Origin of the sequence: Vibrio sp. SNU_ST1, assembly GCF_030563405.1 — a bacterium.
Classification (GTDB): domain Bacteria; phylum Pseudomonadota; class Gammaproteobacteria; order Enterobacterales; family Vibrionaceae; genus Vibrio.
In genome coordinates this window covers 2,142,204-2,158,552 of record NZ_CP130748.1, presented here as the reverse complement: position 1 = coordinate 2,158,552, position 16,349 = coordinate 2,142,204, and the positions used below count along the sequence as shown (strand labels likewise).

The 16,349-nt window shown below is 45.0% G+C and carries 12 protein-coding genes; 7 read left to right on the top strand and 5 right to left on the bottom strand.

The features are described 5' to 3' along the window. Positions 1–50: 50 nt before the first annotated feature. The gene (gene ycfP / locus Q5H80_RS09345) at positions 51–590 is read left to right on the top strand and encodes an alpha/beta hydrolase YcfP (RefSeq protein ID WP_012604408.1); all 540 of its coding nucleotides are present in this window, start codon (positions 51–53) and stop codon (positions 588–590) included. Between the two features lie 626 nt (positions 591–1,216). Then, complete coding sequence (locus Q5H80_RS09340) at positions 1,217–2,506, top strand: NAD(P)/FAD-dependent oxidoreductase (RefSeq protein ID WP_304564555.1); 1,290 nt, start codon at positions 1,217–1,219, stop codon at positions 2,504–2,506. A gap of 109 nt (positions 2,507–2,615) precedes the next feature. Here the strand turns inward: Q5H80_RS09340 and Q5H80_RS09335 are convergent, their stop codons facing one another. The 4 genes from Q5H80_RS09335 to Q5H80_RS09320 form a co-directional block, all read right to left on the bottom strand. Further along, positions 2,616–3,161 carry a GNAT family N-acetyltransferase gene (locus tag Q5H80_RS09335; RefSeq protein WP_304564554.1) on the bottom strand — a complete coding sequence of 182 codons (546 nt, stop codon included), beginning with the start codon at positions 3,159–3,161 and terminating at the stop codon, positions 2,616–2,618. A gap of 137 nt (positions 3,162–3,298) precedes the next feature. Further along, complete coding sequence (locus Q5H80_RS09330; protein WP_304564553.1) at positions 3,299–4,066, bottom strand: peptidoglycan binding protein CsiV; 768 nt, start codon at positions 4,064–4,066, stop codon at positions 3,299–3,301. 63 nt (positions 4,067–4,129) lie between these two features. After that, positions 4,130–7,591 (bottom strand): transcription-repair coupling factor, encoded by a 3,462-nt coding sequence (gene mfd / locus Q5H80_RS09325; protein ID WP_304564552.1) that lies wholly within the window; start codon positions 7,589–7,591, stop codon positions 4,130–4,132. A gap of 6 nt (positions 7,592–7,597) precedes the next feature. Continuing rightward, a complete protein-coding gene (locus Q5H80_RS09320) occupies positions 7,598–8,167 on the bottom strand; it encodes a hypothetical protein (protein WP_009847150.1) in 570 nt (189 codons plus the stop codon). A gap of 227 nt (positions 8,168–8,394) precedes the next feature. Between Q5H80_RS09320 and lolC the strand changes: the two genes are divergently transcribed. Genes lolC through lolE form a run of 3 tightly spaced genes read left to right on the top strand, consistent with a single transcriptional unit; the run spans position 8,395 to position 11,533 of the window. Next, positions 8,395–9,603, top strand: a complete 1,209-nt coding sequence (lolC, locus tag Q5H80_RS09315; RefSeq protein ID WP_304564551.1) for a lipoprotein-releasing ABC transporter permease subunit LolC — start codon at positions 8,395–8,397, stop codon at positions 9,601–9,603. Further along, the gene (gene lolD / locus Q5H80_RS09310; RefSeq protein WP_086049727.1) at positions 9,596–10,288 is read left to right on the top strand and encodes a lipoprotein-releasing ABC transporter ATP-binding protein LolD; all 693 of its coding nucleotides are present in this window, start codon (positions 9,596–9,598) and stop codon (positions 10,286–10,288) included. Before lolC ends, lolD begins: the two co-directional genes overlap by 8 nt. Then, on the top strand, positions 10,289–11,533 hold the full coding sequence (gene lolE / locus Q5H80_RS09305; protein WP_304564550.1) for a lipoprotein-releasing ABC transporter permease subunit LolE: 1,245 nt from the start codon (positions 10,289–10,291) through the stop codon (positions 11,531–11,533). Between the two features lie 200 nt (positions 11,534–11,733). Here lolE and Q5H80_RS09300 read toward each other — a convergent pair whose 3' ends face one another. Continuing rightward, positions 11,734–12,246, bottom strand: a complete 513-nt coding sequence (locus Q5H80_RS09300; RefSeq protein WP_009847146.1) for a DUF2062 domain-containing protein — start codon at positions 12,244–12,246, stop codon at positions 11,734–11,736. Positions 12,247–12,263: 17 nt separating this feature from the next. Here Q5H80_RS09300 and Q5H80_RS09295 point away from each other — a divergent pair, with 17 nt between their 5' ends. Both Q5H80_RS09295 and msbA read left to right on the top strand, forming a co-directional pair. Next, complete coding sequence (locus tag Q5H80_RS09295; protein ID WP_304564549.1) at positions 12,264–14,567, top strand: DNA internalization-related competence protein ComEC/Rec2; 2,304 nt, start codon at positions 12,264–12,266, stop codon at positions 14,565–14,567. A gap of 31 nt (positions 14,568–14,598) precedes the next feature. Further along, on the top strand, positions 14,599–16,347 hold the full coding sequence (gene msbA, locus Q5H80_RS09290) for a lipid A ABC transporter ATP-binding protein/permease MsbA (protein WP_304564548.1): 1,749 nt from the start codon (positions 14,599–14,601) through the stop codon (positions 16,345–16,347). Positions 16,348–16,349: the final 2 nt, after the last annotated feature.

The following is a 16,349-nucleotide window of genomic DNA, read 5'->3' as shown; positions in this document are numbered from 1 at the left end:
TTTCGTGTTAGATTGATCAAAACGTACCAATATTCAATGGGGGAGGTACAATGATTATCTATCTACACGGCTTCGACTCAACAAGCCCGGGCAATCACGAAAAAATACTGCAGTTGCAATTCATTGATGATGACGTTCGTTTCATCAACTACAGTACTTTGCATCCAAAACACGATATGCAGCATTTGCTAAAAGAAGTGCATAAAGTGATAGAGCAATCCGATGATCCACATCCAATCATTTGTGGTGTAGGTTTGGGTGGTTTTTGGTCTGAGCGTATTGGTTTCTTATGCGGGATTAAGCAGGTGGTGTTCAACCCTAATCTGCACCCTGAGAACAACATGGTAGGTCGAATTGATCGCCCAGAAGAGTACGAAGACATCGCGACTAAGTGTGTCGCTCAGTATCGCATGAAGAACAAAGGACGCTGTTTAGTAGTACTTTCTCGTGAAGATGAAATTCATGACAATACGAAAACAGCTTCTGCTCTAGAAGATTACTACGAAGTTGTCTGGGACGAAAAAGAGAGTCATAAGTTCAAAAAGATCTCTCAACACTTGCAGGCAATGAAGGCGTTTAAAAACGCTTAATCATTACCATCATTTTTTAAAGCAGCACTCAATTGAGTGCTGTTTTTTTATCCAAATTAGCAAACGCTGCCCGAAGGGTTCAAGCTGAGCGCCCCCCGCCAAAAGTGTTTTACTCTTTGTGAGGGAGATTTGCTTAGAATGACTAGGTTACTTCCCCCTCACCGCGATTAAAACGCTTTTATCTCGAACGAAATTTAACCGCGAAAGGTCAATATGGCCTAGTCATATAGATTTTATCGATGAGTTTGCGCAAACGTTAACTAATCAGTCACGAATCCTCATTGTGGGTAAGGATTTTTGTTGCGGTCATCTTTTTGCTATATATAATGTTCCAAAGCAAAATATTTTGATAAATGTCAAAAAAAATTGAGAGCGAGTGATAAAACTTGCCCATAATTTGTGCTCTACCTCTCAGGTAGACACCTTTTCATCCACGTGAGCAAAGTGACAAACCAATGTTTGTTGCTTGTAATCCCTCTAACTACTCAGTGAGCTGCTGTTACTTATTATTACAGTCATCAAATAAGCCGCAGCCTTTGGAATTAAGGCCGAGTAGATACATAGAATTTATCGGTTGGAGTAATCGAGCCGAGCCCCATTTATTCATTTTGTAGAGGATTGTCATTGTGACAAAAATTATCGTAGTAGGCGGCGGTGCTGGTGGTTTAGAGCTAGCAACTAAGCTAGGCCGCACTTTAGGTCGTAAGAAACGTGCCCAGATTACTCTGGTAGACCGTAAAGCAAGCCACCTATGGAAACCATTGCTTCATGAAGTAGCCACTGGCTCATTGGATGAAGGTGTTGACGCGCTAAGCTACCGCGCACACGCAAAAAACCATTGCTTTGATTTCCAAATGGGCAGCCTGAACGATATCGATCGTGAACGTAAAGTGATTGCGTTGAGCGAGTTGACTGATGAGCACGGTGAGTTGCTGATGCCAAGCCGTGAACTTGAATACGACATTCTTGTGATGGCGTTAGGTTCAACGTCAAACGACTTCAATACCCCAGGCGTTCGTGACAACTGTATTTTCCTAGATAGCCCAGAGCAAGCACATCGTTTCCGTACAGAGATGAACAATCAGTTCTTAAAGCTTCATGCTAAGAATGGTCAAGGTACGGTAGACATCGCGATTGTTGGTGCGGGTGCTACTGGTGTTGAACTGTCTGCTGAGCTTCACAACGCTGTGAAAGAGCTTCGTACATACGGTTTTGGCGACCTAGATTCAAGCAAGCTTAACGTAAACCTTGTTGAAGCGGGCGAACGTATTCTGCCAGCTCTACCACCTCGTATTTCTAGCGCAGCACATTCAGAGCTAACTAAGCTAGGTGTAAACGTTCGTACTAATACTATGGTGACTCAGGCAGATTCTGACGGCCTAACGACTAAAGATGGTGAGAAGATCCCAGCACAGATCATGGTATGGGCTGCTGGAATTAAAGCGCCAGATTTCATGAAAGATATCGGTGGTCTTGAGACCAACCGTATCAACCAGTTGGTTGTCAAAAACACGCTGCAAACTACGCTTGATGACAACATCTTTGCTATCGGTGATTTGGCGCAATGTACACAAGCGGATGGTTCGTTTGTTCCACCACGTGCGCAAGCGGCTCACCAAATGGCAAGCTGCGCATTTAGCAACATCATCGCTAAGCTGAACGGTCGTGACCTGAAAGACTACATCTACAAAGATAAAGGTTCACTGGTTTCACTAAGCCGTTTCTCTACAGTAGGTAGCTTGATGGGTAACCTGACTAAAGGCTCAATGATGGTTGAGGGACGTATTGCTCGTGTGGTTTACATCTCTTTGTACCGCATGCACCAGATGGCACTTCACGGCTTAATCAAAACATCACTGATGATGTTGGTTGGTCGTATTAACCGTGTCCTTCGTCCGAACCTAAAGCTTCACTAATCAGGTAAGCCTTCTAAGGTCATTACGCTGATAATAAAAAGAGCTCTTCGGAGCTCTTTTTTGATCGTGTCGAGTACGTGTTATTACGGATTGTTACTCTATAAAGCTATTAAGATAATGGAGGTAACACAGAATAAACCACGCCATCTTTCGGTTTACCGTTAAAGATAAAACGATTCTTTGCAATGGCTTCACGTTCAGCGCCACATTTCTCGATCAGCTTCTGACTGGGTAGGTTTTCTGTATCGCAGACAATCTCCAAACGCGTCAACTTGAGCATTGCGAAGCAAAATTCAAATAGGGCAAGCATTGCTTCTTTCGCTATCCCTTTTCTCTGAAATTGATCACCCACCCAATAACCTAAACTGGCCATATTAAAGGTGTGGTAAAGCTCATTTATGGCCACCATACCGACTAATTTTTCACTTTTTTGTTCGAAGATACCAAAGCCAAACGCATCGGCTTTGACCCAGTTTAAGCGAGTCGCCAGAATGAATTTTTCGGCTTCGACGATAGAAAACTCGTCATGACACCAGTCGACCCAAGGCAGTAAGCTCGGAGAGGACTTAACCAGCTGAGAAAACTCTTGGGCGTCTGAGGCTTCAATGATTTTGAGGTTGAGGTGTTGAGTATTTATTTGAAAGTCAGGGCTCATAAGAAATACCGAATTACATATAAGTACTGAACAAAGCGAGTCAGCACAGAATAAAGATAGATAGCACTTAAGAAAACGCCCTCACTAGGAGGGCGGATTGAATTATTTATATAATTATAGCCGAATCGGTAAGTAACTTACTGCGCTACACGTCGAACTTGAATAACCATTCCAAGAAGCGGGTGGTCAAGGTAGTGAGTCTCAGTACTGCGCATACGACGTTTTTGGTCCATGCGGTAGCTCTTAAGGAACTCTTCGACTTCAACCGTCGGAGAAATCTCCGTTAGATTGCCCACTTGAACATTGCTTTCGGCGCCACTTACTGGTGAATCTAACTCGATTTGTTGCTCTTGAAGAGTTACTTCACGAACGCTTGGCGCTTTTAAATCCAATGTTGTTTCAGCGTAGAGGTAGTGCTGAACGTAGATTTGTAGCTTGCCGTCTAATTCATAGAGCGGCTTATCTATGGTCTCTTCTTTGAAGCCATCAGTATTTACTGCTGTTACTGTCCCTTTTTCTGAGCCATCAGCATTGAAGTCTTTAGAGAAGTCTTTGCCGGCCTGAATATGAAAAACCGGTGCTGAGCTCTTGCCTTGGTCGCCTTGACGCCAAGCCGTATGCATCAGAACTTCGAAGCCTGCGTGTTTTTTTAGCTTATCTTTCTGAGGCGTTAATTGGTACTCCGAGTAAGGCAGCATTTGTACGCCTTTCTTTGCTCGGTATTGGGTGTCTTGAAATGAACCAACGCGCTCAAGTGAAATCTTAGGCTGTGTGTTAGGCCAAGATTCATTCACTTTTTCTGCATCAACAGCACGCTTAAAAATGATCACTTCTATATCAAATTGTCTCTGCGCCAAACTTGGCAGTGAGACGAACAATAGTAGCAGTGGGATCAGTCTTTTCATTTTTACTCCGTCTTCCGGCCGAACTACCGGCTGGATAATTTATATGTGCAAGTGGATTGGGTCTTATGCCGAAGGCAGCAAGTTCTGTCTGAATTCGCCCAATAAATCACTAACAAATTGAATTCGTTTCCGTCTGTCGACCAATGGTATCGTAAACTTGAACTTTGTTGGTCCTTCCATTGAAAACTTTTGCGGTTGAGATTGCAACAGTTTAACAAGGTAGGTCGGGTTTATGTCAGCATCCGGGTAGAATTCTAAGAATCCACCTTTATCATGAGCCTCAATTTTCTTCGCTTTGATAGACGCCGCGGCTAATTTTAGCTCTGAAACTGACAACAAGTTCTTGGTAGCATCCGGCAGGAGGCCGAAGCGATCAATCAGCTCGACTTTCAACTCTGCCAATTCGTCCGTGTCACTCACACTCGCAATACGCTTATAAGTAGACAAACGTGTATTGATGTCTGGGATGTAGTCATCAGGCAATAGCGCGGGTAAGCGCATTTCAATTTCAGTTTGTTCACGCAGTAGGTCATCAAGCGATGGTTCTCGACCCTCTTTCAATGCCTCAACCGCTTGTTCTAGCATCTCCATGTAAAGGGTAAAGCCAACCGACTGGATTTGACCACTCTGTTCATCACCGAGTAGTTCACCCGCACCACGAATCTCTAAGTCATGGGTTGCTAGTGTAAAGCCTGCACCTAAGTCTTCAAGTGAAGCTATGGCATCTAATCGCTTAACCGCATCTTTGGTCATTGCTTTCGGGGGAGGTGTTAGCAGATAGGCATAAGCTTGGTGGTGAGATCGACCCACACGCCCACGCAATTGGTGCAACTGTGCTAAACCAAGGTTATCGGCTCTGTCCATTAAGATGGTATTGGCTGTTGGTACGTCGATACCGGTTTCGATGATGGTTGTACACACTAGCAAGTTAAAACGCTGGTGGTAGAAGTCATTCATGATGCGTTCTAGTTCGCGCTCTCGCATCTGGCCATGAGCCACGGTGACACGCGCTTCTGGAATCAGTTTCTGTAGTGACTCAGCCGTCTTTTCAATCGTGTCGACTTGGTTGTGTAAGAAGTAAACTTGACCACCACGCATGATTTCGCGAAGTACCGCTTCTCTGACGATCGCGTCATCACTCTCACGGACAAAGGTCTTTATTGCTAAGCGTCGTGCTGGTGGTGTTGCGATGATTGACAAGTCACGCATGCCGCTCATTGCCATGTTCAATGTCCGTGGAATTGGCGTCGCGGTGAGCGTTAGGATATCGACATCCGCACGCATTGCTTTCACTTTTTCTTTCTGACGTACACCAAAGCGGTGTTCTTCATCGACAACTAATAGGCCAAGGTCTTTAAATTGAAGGTCACTTGAAAGTAACTTGTGAGTACCCACCAAGATGTCGACTTTACCGTCGGCAACATCTTGCATGATCAATTTTTGTTCTTTAGCCGACTTAAATCGCGACAGTACTTCGACACGAATCGGCAAGTTGGCGAAACGGTCGCGGAAGTTTTCAAAGTGTTGCTGAGCAAGTAACGTTGTCGGTACTAACACGGCCACTTGTTTGCTGTTATCGGTACACACGAACGCGGCACGCATTGCGACTTCTGTTTTACCAAAACCAACATCACCACACACCAAGCGGTCCATGGCTTTTGCTTGGCACATATCAGACATTACCGCATTAATTGCCATCGCTTGGTCATCGGTTTCTTCAAACGGGAAGCCAGATTTGAAGGTTGCGTACTGGCCACGATCGAGCTCAAATTTGTAACCCGGCTTAAGTTCACGCTTGGCGTAAACATCGAGCAGTTCGGCTGCAACGTCACGGACTTTCTCTGCGGCGCGCTTACGAGCTTTCTGCCAGGCTTCACCGCCAAGTTTGTGTAGCGGTGCGGAATCTTCAGCGCCACCAGAGTAGCGGCCAATTAAGTTCAGAGATGCAACTGGTACGTAGAGCTTGGCATCGTTTTGATACTCAAGTGTTACGTATTCGGTTTTCATACCACCCGCTTCTAGGGTTTGCAGGCCGATGTAGCGACCAATACCGTGGTCTATGTGCACAACGGGTTGACCCGGTTTAAGTTCCGCTAAGTGACGGATTACGGTGTCGCTGTTTACGCTTTTCTTATCTTTTTTACGACGCTGAACAACGCGATCACCCAAGAGATCACTTTCACAGATGAGGGCGATGTTTTGCTCTTCGTGGACAAAGCCATGCTCAGCAGAACCTAGGGTCAGGGTGAACTTATCTTTACCTTTAATCGCCGCGTCGAGGTTTTCAACTTCGTTTGGACGAACTTTGATGCCTCGAAGCAATTCACTCAGTGCTTCACGGCGGCCTTCAGACTCAACCGAAAAGATCACTTTGCCGTCGAAGGATTCAGTGAATTTTCTTAGGTTAGACAAAGGCTCTTTATTCTGATGTTGAACGCTGAGATCAGGCAGAGACACAACCGGAAGGTTGGTACGTCCGGCTTTTTCTTCAATTGATTCTAAGCTCAGAATGACCTGTGGCTTTTGTTTGAAGTGTGCGAACAGTTCGTCTTTCTTTAGCCACAGTTGTTCAGGTTTCAGCAGTGGTCGTAATGGATCAACACCGCGCTGTTCGTATCGATGAGCAACATCTGTTAGGAATGAATCTACTGCAGTCTCGACATCACCCAGAATCAGGAGTTGCGCTTCATCGGTAACATAATCAAACAAGGTTTCGGTGTGATCGAAGAACAGCGGTTGCCAATACTCAATACCAGCAGGCCATGTGCCTTTAGAAACCTGCATATAAACCGATTCTGGTTCACGGCGCGCATCAAACTGTTGGCGCCAACGAATACGGAAATCTTCAATCGCCGTTTCTGAGGTTGGGAATTCGTGAGCAGGTAGCAGGCGAATCTCTGAGATATCTTCGATAGAGCGCTGGTTTTCAGGATCGAAAGTACGGATGGTGTCGATCTCGTCATCGAAGAAGTCGATACGATACGGGTCTTTACTACCCATTGGGAACAGGTCGAGAATAGAACCACGGCTTGCGTATTCACCCGGGCCAAACACTTGGTCAACATAGCGATAGCCCGACTTTTCGAGTTGCAGGCGTAATTTCTCTAGTGAATAGAGATCGCCTGTTTTCACCATTAACGTGTGTTGTAGTAAGAAGTCGCGCGGTGACTGGCGTTGCAATAACGTGCTGATCGGAACGATCGTGATGCCATCTTTTAGCGTTGGCAGTGCGTAAAGGCGTGCGATACGATCTGAAATGATCTCTTGGTGCGGCGAGAAGCTATCGTATGGCAGCGTTTCCCAGTCAGGAAATAACGCAACTTCATGTACCGTAAACTGTTCAATCTCAGATTGAAGCTTGAGTGCGATCTGAGGATCAGGCACTGCAAGTAAAGTATGGCCGTTATGCTGCTCCGCAAGTTTAGCGATAGTAAGCGCGAGAGATGAACCAACTAAGTTGCCGATGTGCTTTTTGTCACCGGCACCTTTGAGCTTAGGTAGTGTAAAAATGGATTGTTTTGTCATGTCTATTTACTTGTTATCTCGTTCTAGAGAGCGTTGACGTAAGAGCTTTTGTTGTTGATGGAGCGCTGCCTTGATCAACAAGTCTTGGTCAGTATCACGAAGATGAGCATATTTGAATTTGATTTCGAAGCCTGAATCTTTAGGTTCGCTAGCGAAGACCTCCGCGTAGCAATAGATAGCGGCGGCAGGGTGCTCGATAAAGAGCTTGGCTTTAACTAAGCGACCCGCTTCGATATCTGTTTTGGAAAAACAAGAGAACTGACTCGCACCAAATGAATACGTATGGGTACGAAATTGTTCATCATCTTGTTGCGATAACATAAAGCTCAACAAGAGGTTTAATTTAGAGTTCTGTGCATCCAATAAACTGATGACATTCTTCAAGTCGCTGTTTTTCAGTTCGTTGCGAGCACTGTCGGCTAATAGGTCCAATTGGCTAAACTCACTTGCAACAACAAAAGGGGCAGGTATCTCCGATTCGAACTGTATCTGAGAAGGTAAAGCGAAGTTACTGTCCATTGGCTCAATATTAGCGGTAAGGCTATGGTGAACGGTAAAAAACTCTTGTTCTGTCATGCGTTAGTTCCTTGAAGTGATCTATTGATTATCGCTATGTGGCCGCAGTAATCAAGGTCAGTTAATTGAAAGTCTCAAATAGTTGTTTGAAAGTTGGCTATTTGACAAGGTTCTGTTTTTCAAGCCTAACTAATTGAGTTAATTCACTCTATATTTTCAATTACCCCCTACACAGTAACGGCAATACCCGTTACATTAACCCGCATCTCCTCTAGATGGTTCAAAGTATGTTTCATCCTATTTCATTGTTTGTTGGCCTGCGTTATTTGAAAGGCCGTTCAGGTGATCGCTTTAGCCGTTTTGTTTCTTATATGTCGACAGCCGGAATCACCATTGGTGTACTGTCTCTGGTTACTGTTTTGTCGGTAATGAATGGATTCGAAGCGCAGTTAAAAGACCGAATTCTTGGTGTCCTTCCTCAAGCCGTCGTTTACGAGCAAGGAGGCACAACGTCACTTTCTGCTCAAGCACCTAGTTTTGCGGAGAAAATGTCGCTCAATGGTCACGTAGAACCTATTGTTCGTAGTGAAGCGGTGATCCAAAGTCCTGCTCAGTTATCTGCGGGCTTGTTAATTGGTATTGAACCCAATTCAGATGACCCTCTTCAGAATCATTTAATTGCTGGCAGACTGTCTTCACTCAAAGCGGGTCAGTATCAGCTTTTCCTTGGTCATACCTTGGCAAGAAACTTGAAAGTGTCTATGGGTGACAAAGTTCGCTTAATGGTGACCAGTGCGAGCCAATACACCCCGTTAGGGCGTATTCCAAGCCAACGAAATTTTACCGTAGCTGGCATTTTTAACACGGGTTCGGATATCGATGCTCAATTGATGGTTACCGACATCAAAGACGCAGGGCGATTGATGCGTTATAAGTCTGATACGATTTCAGGCTGGCGATTGTTTTTTGACGACCCATTTGAAGTGGCGGAACTATCAAATCAACCGCTACCGGAAGGTTGGTTGTGGAGCGATTGGCGAGACCAACGTGGCGAGCTATTCCAAGCCGTTCGAATGGAAAAAAACATGATGGGCTTGATGCTTGGGCTGATCATTGGTGTTGCTGCTTTCAATATTATCTCTGCGCTTATTATGGTGGTGATGGAGAAACAGTCCGAAGTCGCCATCTTAAAAACCCAAGGTATGCGTGATGGTCAAGTCATGGGGATCTTTATGGTTCAAGGTGCAAGTAGTGGTGTGATCGGCGCATTATCTGGTGGCATCCTGGGCGTGATTTTAGCTTCGAACCTCAATACTATTTTAGAGGCGATGGGTGTTGCTCTGTTTTCATTTGGTGGACAGTTGCCAATTTTAATTAACCCAATTCAAATCGCCGTTGTTGTGGTTCTGGCTATTGCACTTAGCTTGATTGCCACTGTCTTCCCTTCTTATCGAGCATCGTCTGTGAAACCTGCTGAGGCCCTTCGTTATGAGTAATTTTCTTCAATGTAATGATATCCGTAAAACGTACCGTGAAGGCTCGTTAGATACTGAGGTTCTCAAGGGCGTCAGCTTCAAAATAGAAAAGGGTGAGCTAGTAGCAATCATTGGTACATCCGGTTCAGGTAAAAGTACGCTATTGCATATTTTAGGGGCGTTGGATGATGCTTCTGATGGCAGCGTAAGCTTTCTCGGACAAGACTTAGCGTCTTTGAGTTCGAATAAGCAGGCCAAGCTTCGCAACCAGCATCTTGGCTTTGTTTATCAATTCCATCATCTTCTTTCTGATTTCTCAGCGTTAGAAAACGTAGCGATGCCATTACTTATTGGTGGTGAAAAGCCAGCGAAAGCGAAAGAAGAAGCACAACGTTTGTTAGATAAAGTCGGATTGAGTCATCGTGTTGATCACCGACCTTCAGAGCTTTCTGGCGGTGAGAGGCAACGAGTGGCAATTGCTCGTGCATTGGTGAACAAGCCTGCGCTAGTGTTGGCGGATGAGCCGACTGGTAACCTAGACCACAACACAGCACTTTCTATTTACGATTTAATGCGTGAATTGAACCGCGAATACGATACCGCTTTCTTGGTTGTAACCCATGATGGCGAACTTGCTGGCAAGATGGACCGTCAACTGCACATGCAAGACGGTTTACTGGTTAACGTAGAAAAAGAGGAGAGCTAAGTGTTTTCTTCTTTATCTTTATTGATAGGCGGCCGATTTAGTCGGGCGAAACAACGAGACAAGATGGTTTCTTTTATCTCTTTGTCTTCGACGATCGGTATTGCAGTCGGCGTTGCGGTGATCATTATCGGTTTATCTGCGATGAATGGCTTTGAGCGTGAACTGCAGTCACGAGTGCTTTCTGTTATCCCACATGGGGAATTCGAGGGAGTCAATGAACCTGTGACACGTTGGGAGCATGTGATCGAACAAGCGACTCAACATGATGATGTTGTAGCGGCTGCGCCTTATGTGAAAATTACCGCGCTTGCCGAAAAGGGCAAAGAACTAAAGGCGATTGAAGTCCGAGGCGTTGACCCACAACTTGAGCAACAAGTCTCAAGCCTATCGAGTTTTATCGATAAGCAAGCTTGGAGCGATTTTAAGGCAGGACAGCAACAGATTATCTTGGGCTCTGGCGTGGCTAATGTACTTGGCGCGAAAGTCGGTGATTACTTAACTCTGATGATCCCGACGGTGAATGGCTCGGTGAAGGTTCAAGCCCCCAAACGTGTTCGAGTCAAAGTCGTTGGTTTGCTGACGCTTAACGGCCAAATAGATCACAGCTTGGCTCTAATCCCGATTGGCGATGCGCAAGTCTACGCAAACCTAGGCGAGGCAGTGACAGGGGTTTCTTTAAAAGTGACCGATGTTCTGAACGCAAACTCAATTGTGCGTGAAGTTGGCAATCAGCTCGATGTGTATGTGTACCTGCGCAGTTGGCAACAGAAGTTTGGTTTCTTATACCGAGATATCCAGTTGGTTCGCACCATTATGTATCTGGTGATGGTACTGGTTATTGGTGTGGCTTGTTTCAATATTGTCTCGACGCTAATGATGGCAGTAAAAGACAGAGCATCGGAGATCGCAATATTAAGAACCATGGGCGCATCGGACGGCCTTGTGAAACGCATTTTCGTTTGGCAGGGCGTATTTTCAGGCGTGTTAGGTAGTTTGGTGGGCAGTGCAATAGGCGTGTTAGTGGCACTTAATCTCACTACGCTTATCAAAGGGCTCGAAAGGCTAGTTGAACACCAGTTCTTGTCCGGTGACATCTATTTTGTCGACTTCTTGCCATCACAACTAGATATGACGGATGTTGTTGTGGTTTCAGGTACAGCGATTGTATTGAGCCTATTGGCGACATGGTACCCAGCATCACGAGCAGCCAAGTTAAACCCTGCCTCGGTGCTTAGCTCGAAGTAATACGTTATGTAGCGTGATAGACAAATGGCATACACAAAAAAGGATCCCTGATGGGATCCTTTTTTTTGAATTCAATCTGCATTCTTTACGACTGTGGTTACATACCAATATTGCAGAGTTCTGTGGTTCATCTGACTTTAACTAGTGTGCGGTTTAAGTGAAGCGCATACAAAGATAGATTGAACGACAAGGAAAAGTTGTCAGTACCTTGCTTGACGCTTCTTCCAACTTCTTACTACTGAGTAACGCCATAACCCGCGAATACCAAAGTAGCCAATCATTGCTGAAACTACGCCACAAATCAGGCAACCCAGTAAGAAAGGAGGCCCGATCGTATTCATTTGCGCCAAGATGAAGTCCCAAGACAATTCGAAATGGAACGCTTGAGGTGGTACATGCATAACAAACGCCCCAACTTTATAAGCAAAGTAGAAGAGAACGGGCATAGTGACCGGGTTACTGATCCAAACAAGTGCGACAGCCAAAGGTAGGTTAACGCCACATGCGACAGCAAGGCCTGCAGACATAATCATTTGGCTTGGTAGAGGGACAAACGCCATGAATAACCCAACAGCAAATGCGCCAGCCGCAGAGCGACGATTAAGGCACCATAAGTTGGGGTTGTACAAAACATTGCCAAAAACTTTCAATGCTTTCTGACGCTTGATTAGCTCATGGTCAGGCATAAATCGTTTGATAAACTTTCTTGGCATAGGAGGAAGCTACTCTCTTGTTTAACACTTGGTTCTTGATTTCATTTGCTGCGACAGTTGTGTCTGCCAGCTTCTGGCCTGTGATGCCACATTGGGTCTTGGCACCATTGATGCTGTTATTACTAATCGCATCAATAAAGTATAGCGTTTTCCGAGGTACAAGAGGTCTAGCTACTGCGTTGATACTCGTTGTATGCCTAGGGAATGCGATTGAAATCCAAACAAGTCGCTTATTTCAATCAGGGCAGAATACTACCATAAATGCCTCAGTAGTTAGTCTTTTTAGTGAAAATAGCCATGGTTTTGAAAGCGTAGTAGTAGTTAGATCAATTGACGGTGAAAAATTAATCTTTCCTCAATTGATAAAATTGCGATTGTTTACGCCTTTCAAGCTCACTTTGGGTGATGACGTTCATTTGTCGGTCAGTATCAAGCCTGTTTTTGGAAAGCTTAATGAAGCTGGCTTTGATTTAGAAAAGCACCTTTTTAGCACTGGGGTTACGGCAAGTGCGAATTACCGAACGGATACTAAATATAGAATCCACTCTAGCAACCATCTACGTGCTCGGTGGTTCGAGCGCAGTCTTGATCATCTTAGCCAGCTAAACAATAACGACCTAATTGTCGCCTTGAGTTTTGGCTACCGAGAACTTATTCCTCCTTTGCGATGGGAGCTGTTGAAAAGTAGCGGCTTGATTCATCTGATGGCGATTTCAGGGCTTCATATTGGTATTGCCTTTGGTATCGGCTATCAGGTGGGGAAGCTAGTGCGTTTGTTGTCTCCTCAGTTGTTATGGTTTCCGACACTGTTTGGTTTAGGCTTCGCTTATTTTTACAGTTGGTTTGCTGGGTTTACACTGCCGACCCTGAGAGCGCTAGTGATGTGTGTCGTGGCAAGTTACTTTCTGTGGCGTGGGCAAAGCATCAGCGTGGCTCGTTATGTTTTAATCAGCTTGTGTATCGTACTCGTTATTTGGCCTTTTTCTGTGTTATCCAGTAGTTTCTGGCTATCTTTTGGCACATTGGGTGCGGTTCTCTACATTGCGTTCAATAGTAACGCCTCTTCTACAAAATCTACCTTTATTGAACGAGTGCTAAATCTCATCAAATTACAGGTCATGCTGACCTTGTTAATTGCGCCCCTTTCGATGTTGTTTTTCAAGGGCGTTAGTTTGATTTCGGTTGTCTACAATTTGCTGCTATTACCTTGGGTATCAATGGTGACGATACCTTTGCTGTTTTTGTCGATGTTTCTAAGTTTGATAGCTGAATCAGTAATTGGGGACAACGAATCAATGGCTCATTTCTCTACTCAGTTATGGATACTGGTTGATTTATCACTTGAACCCTTGGTGTTTAGCTTGCCTTTTTCTGAACAGTTTTGGATTCAGGTAGATAATCACGTAACCCTGCTGCTCGTTGCTCCTATCTTATTCTTTGGTTTTATTGCTCGATACCTTAAACATGGAGCAGCTGCTGTCATCATTTCTGTATTCCTGTTGTGGTGGGAATTTGGCAAAGTTAAACAGGACAGGTTAACTATTGATGTTTTGGACGTAGGGCATGGCTTGTCTCTCATCCTTGAAAAGAACAGTCACGCGGTGGTGTACGATTTAGGTAACGCGTGGCCAGGAGGGTCGATGGTCGAGTCACTATTGATTCCTACTTTATCGCAAAGAGGTATTGATGAAATTCAAGGAGTGATCATTAGCCATTTCGACTCTGATCACGCTGGCGGTTACCCGGCGCTGCTTGAGAACTATCAGCCTGAATGGATAAAAGCTAGCCAAAGTTTGAATCATCAAATGAGCTCAGTTGTTCAAGCATGTATGTTAGGTGAGGTGTGGGAATGGCAGAGCGTGCAGTTCGAGGTGTTGTGGCCTCCAAAACTAGTGAATAGGGCGTATAACCCACACTCTTGTGTCATACGGATTATTGAACCAGATTCGGGCTTTTCGATGTTGCTCACGGGTGATATTGAACTCGTGAGTGAGTGGTTACTTGCTCGGGAAGGCGAACAGCTAAAAAGCGATGTCATGCTCGTGCCTCATCATGGCAGCAATACGTCTTCGATCACACGTTTTATTGAGGCCGTTTCGCCTCAGTTAGCGATCGCTTCTTTGGCCAAAGGCAATCAATGGGGGATGCCGAGCGAATCCGTTATTGAACGTTATCACGACGCGGGTAGTGCTTGGCTTGATACTGGAGAAAGCGGCCAAATAACCATCAGCATTGGTCAGGAAGGTTGGCAATATCATGAGATTAGAGAACAACAAGGCAGACAGTGGTATAGGCAGATGCTTCGTAAGGGAGTAGAATAGAAAGATTATTGTGAGAAAATTAAGCGATTCTATGTCAACACAAACAGATGAAACTACCTGGGTCACATTTAAACGACTTTGGACTTATATTCGACTATATAAGGCCGGCCTTGGTGTTGCGGTTATTGCGCTTATTATAAATGCTGTCACTGATACCTACATGATTTCCTTACTAAAGCCGTTACTTGATGAAGGCTTTGGTAATGCGGAATCTGACTTTTTACGTACGCTCCCTCTCATTATCTTTGTCATGATGTTCGTTCGTGGCATCAGTGGCTTTGTTTCAACCTATTGTTTGAGCTGGGTCTCAGGCAATGTGGTCATGGAAATTAGACGTAAAATCTTTAGTCACTTCATGCATATGCCAGTTTCTTTTTTTGATAAAGAACAGACTGGTGCGCTGCTATCTCGAATTACTTACGATTCAGAGCAAGTCTCTGCGGCAACCAGTAAAGCATTAGTCAGTATTGTCCGTGAAGGCGCAAGTATTATTGGACTGTTGACGCTGATGTTCTGGAATAGCTGGCAGTTGTCTTTGGTGTTGTTCGCTGTCGCCCCTCTTGTTGCGTGGGCAATCAGTATCGTATCGAAGCGATTCAGAAAGATCTCTAAGAACATGCAAACCAGTATGGGTCACGTCGCTTCTTCGGCAGAACAAATGCTGAAAGGGCACAAAGTGGTTCTAACGTACGGTGGACAAGATCTAGAAAGACACCGTTTTGATGAAGTTAGTAACCAAATGCGTCAACAAAGCATGAAGCTAATCACTGCTCAAGCGGCCGCGAACCCAATCATTCAGATGATTGCATCACTTGCAATCGTAGTTGTTCTATTCCTTGCTAGTGTTGATTCAATTAAAGCAGAGCTTACTCCAGGTACGTTTACTGTTGTGTTCTCGGCGATGTTTGGTTTACTACGCCCACTAAAAGCTCTGACTAACGTAACGTCTGAATTCCAACGTGGTATGGCAGCGAGTACGACCCTATTTGGTTTGATGGACTTAGATACGGAACAAAATAAAGGTACGTTGAAGCCTGAAACCGTAGCGGGTGAAGTCGAAGTAAAAGATGTGACATTTACTTACCAAGGTGCAGAGAAAGCAGCGCTTGATAAGGTCAGTTTTAATATACCGAAAGGCAAGACAGTCGCACTTGTCGGCCGTTCGGGTTCGGGTAAGAGTACCATTGCGAACCTGTTTACTCGTTTTTATGACGTAGACTCTGGCTCTATCGAACTTGATGGTCACGACATTCGTGATTATGAATTGAGAAACCTACGTGAGCACTTCGCTCTTGTTTCCCAGAATGTGCACCTATTTAACGATACGGTTGCGAACAACATCGCTTACGCAGCTGAAGAACAGTATTCACGTGAACAGATCGAACACGCGGCTAAACTTGCGCATGCAAGTGAGTTTATCGAAGGCATGGAAAATGGCATCGATACGGTTGTTGGCGAAAATGGTGCGAGCCTTTCTGGTGGTCAAAGACAGCGTATCGCGATTGCACGTGCTCTATTGAGAGATGCACCTGTTCTGATCCTTGATGAGGCGACATCTGCATTGGATACTGAGTCAGAAAGAGCGATTCAATCTGCGTTAGAAGAGCTGCAGAAAGACAAAACAGTACTCGTTATCGCACACCGACTTTCTACTATCGAGCAAGCTGATGAGATTCTCGTGGTCGATGATGGGCATATTGTAGAAAGAGGTGCACATGCCGAGCTCATCGCCCTTGATGGCGCTTATGCACAACTACACCGAATTCAGTTCAGCGGATAAGA

Bases quoted from the DNA above. Each gene is read 5' to 3' on its own strand.
- ycfP (WP_012604408.1), top strand. From the start codon at position 51: ATGATTATCTATCTACACGGCTTCGACTCAACAAGCCCGGGCAATCAC.
- Q5H80_RS09335 (WP_304564554.1), bottom strand. From the start codon at position 3,161: ATGAGCCCTGACTTTCAAATAAATACTCAACACCTCAACCTCAAAATC.
- Q5H80_RS09330 (WP_304564553.1), bottom strand. From the start codon at position 4,066: ATGAAAAGACTGATCCCACTGCTACTATTGTTCGTCTCACTGCCAAGT.
- mfd (WP_304564552.1), bottom strand. From the start codon at position 7,591: ATGACAAAACAATCCATTTTTACACTACCTAAGCTCAAAGGTGCCGGT.
- Q5H80_RS09320 (WP_009847150.1), bottom strand. From the start codon at position 8,167: ATGACAGAACAAGAGTTTTTTACCGTTCACCATAGCCTTACCGCTAAT.
- lolC (WP_304564551.1), top strand. From the start codon at position 8,395: ATGTTTCATCCTATTTCATTGTTTGTTGGCCTGCGTTATTTGAAAGGC.
- lolD (WP_086049727.1), top strand. From the start codon at position 9,596: ATGAGTAATTTTCTTCAATGTAATGATATCCGTAAAACGTACCGTGAA.
- Q5H80_RS09300 (WP_009847146.1), bottom strand. From the start codon at position 12,246: ATGCCAAGAAAGTTTATCAAACGATTTATGCCTGACCATGAGCTAATC.
- msbA (WP_304564548.1), top strand. From the start codon at position 14,599: ATGTCAACACAAACAGATGAAACTACCTGGGTCACATTTAAACGACTT.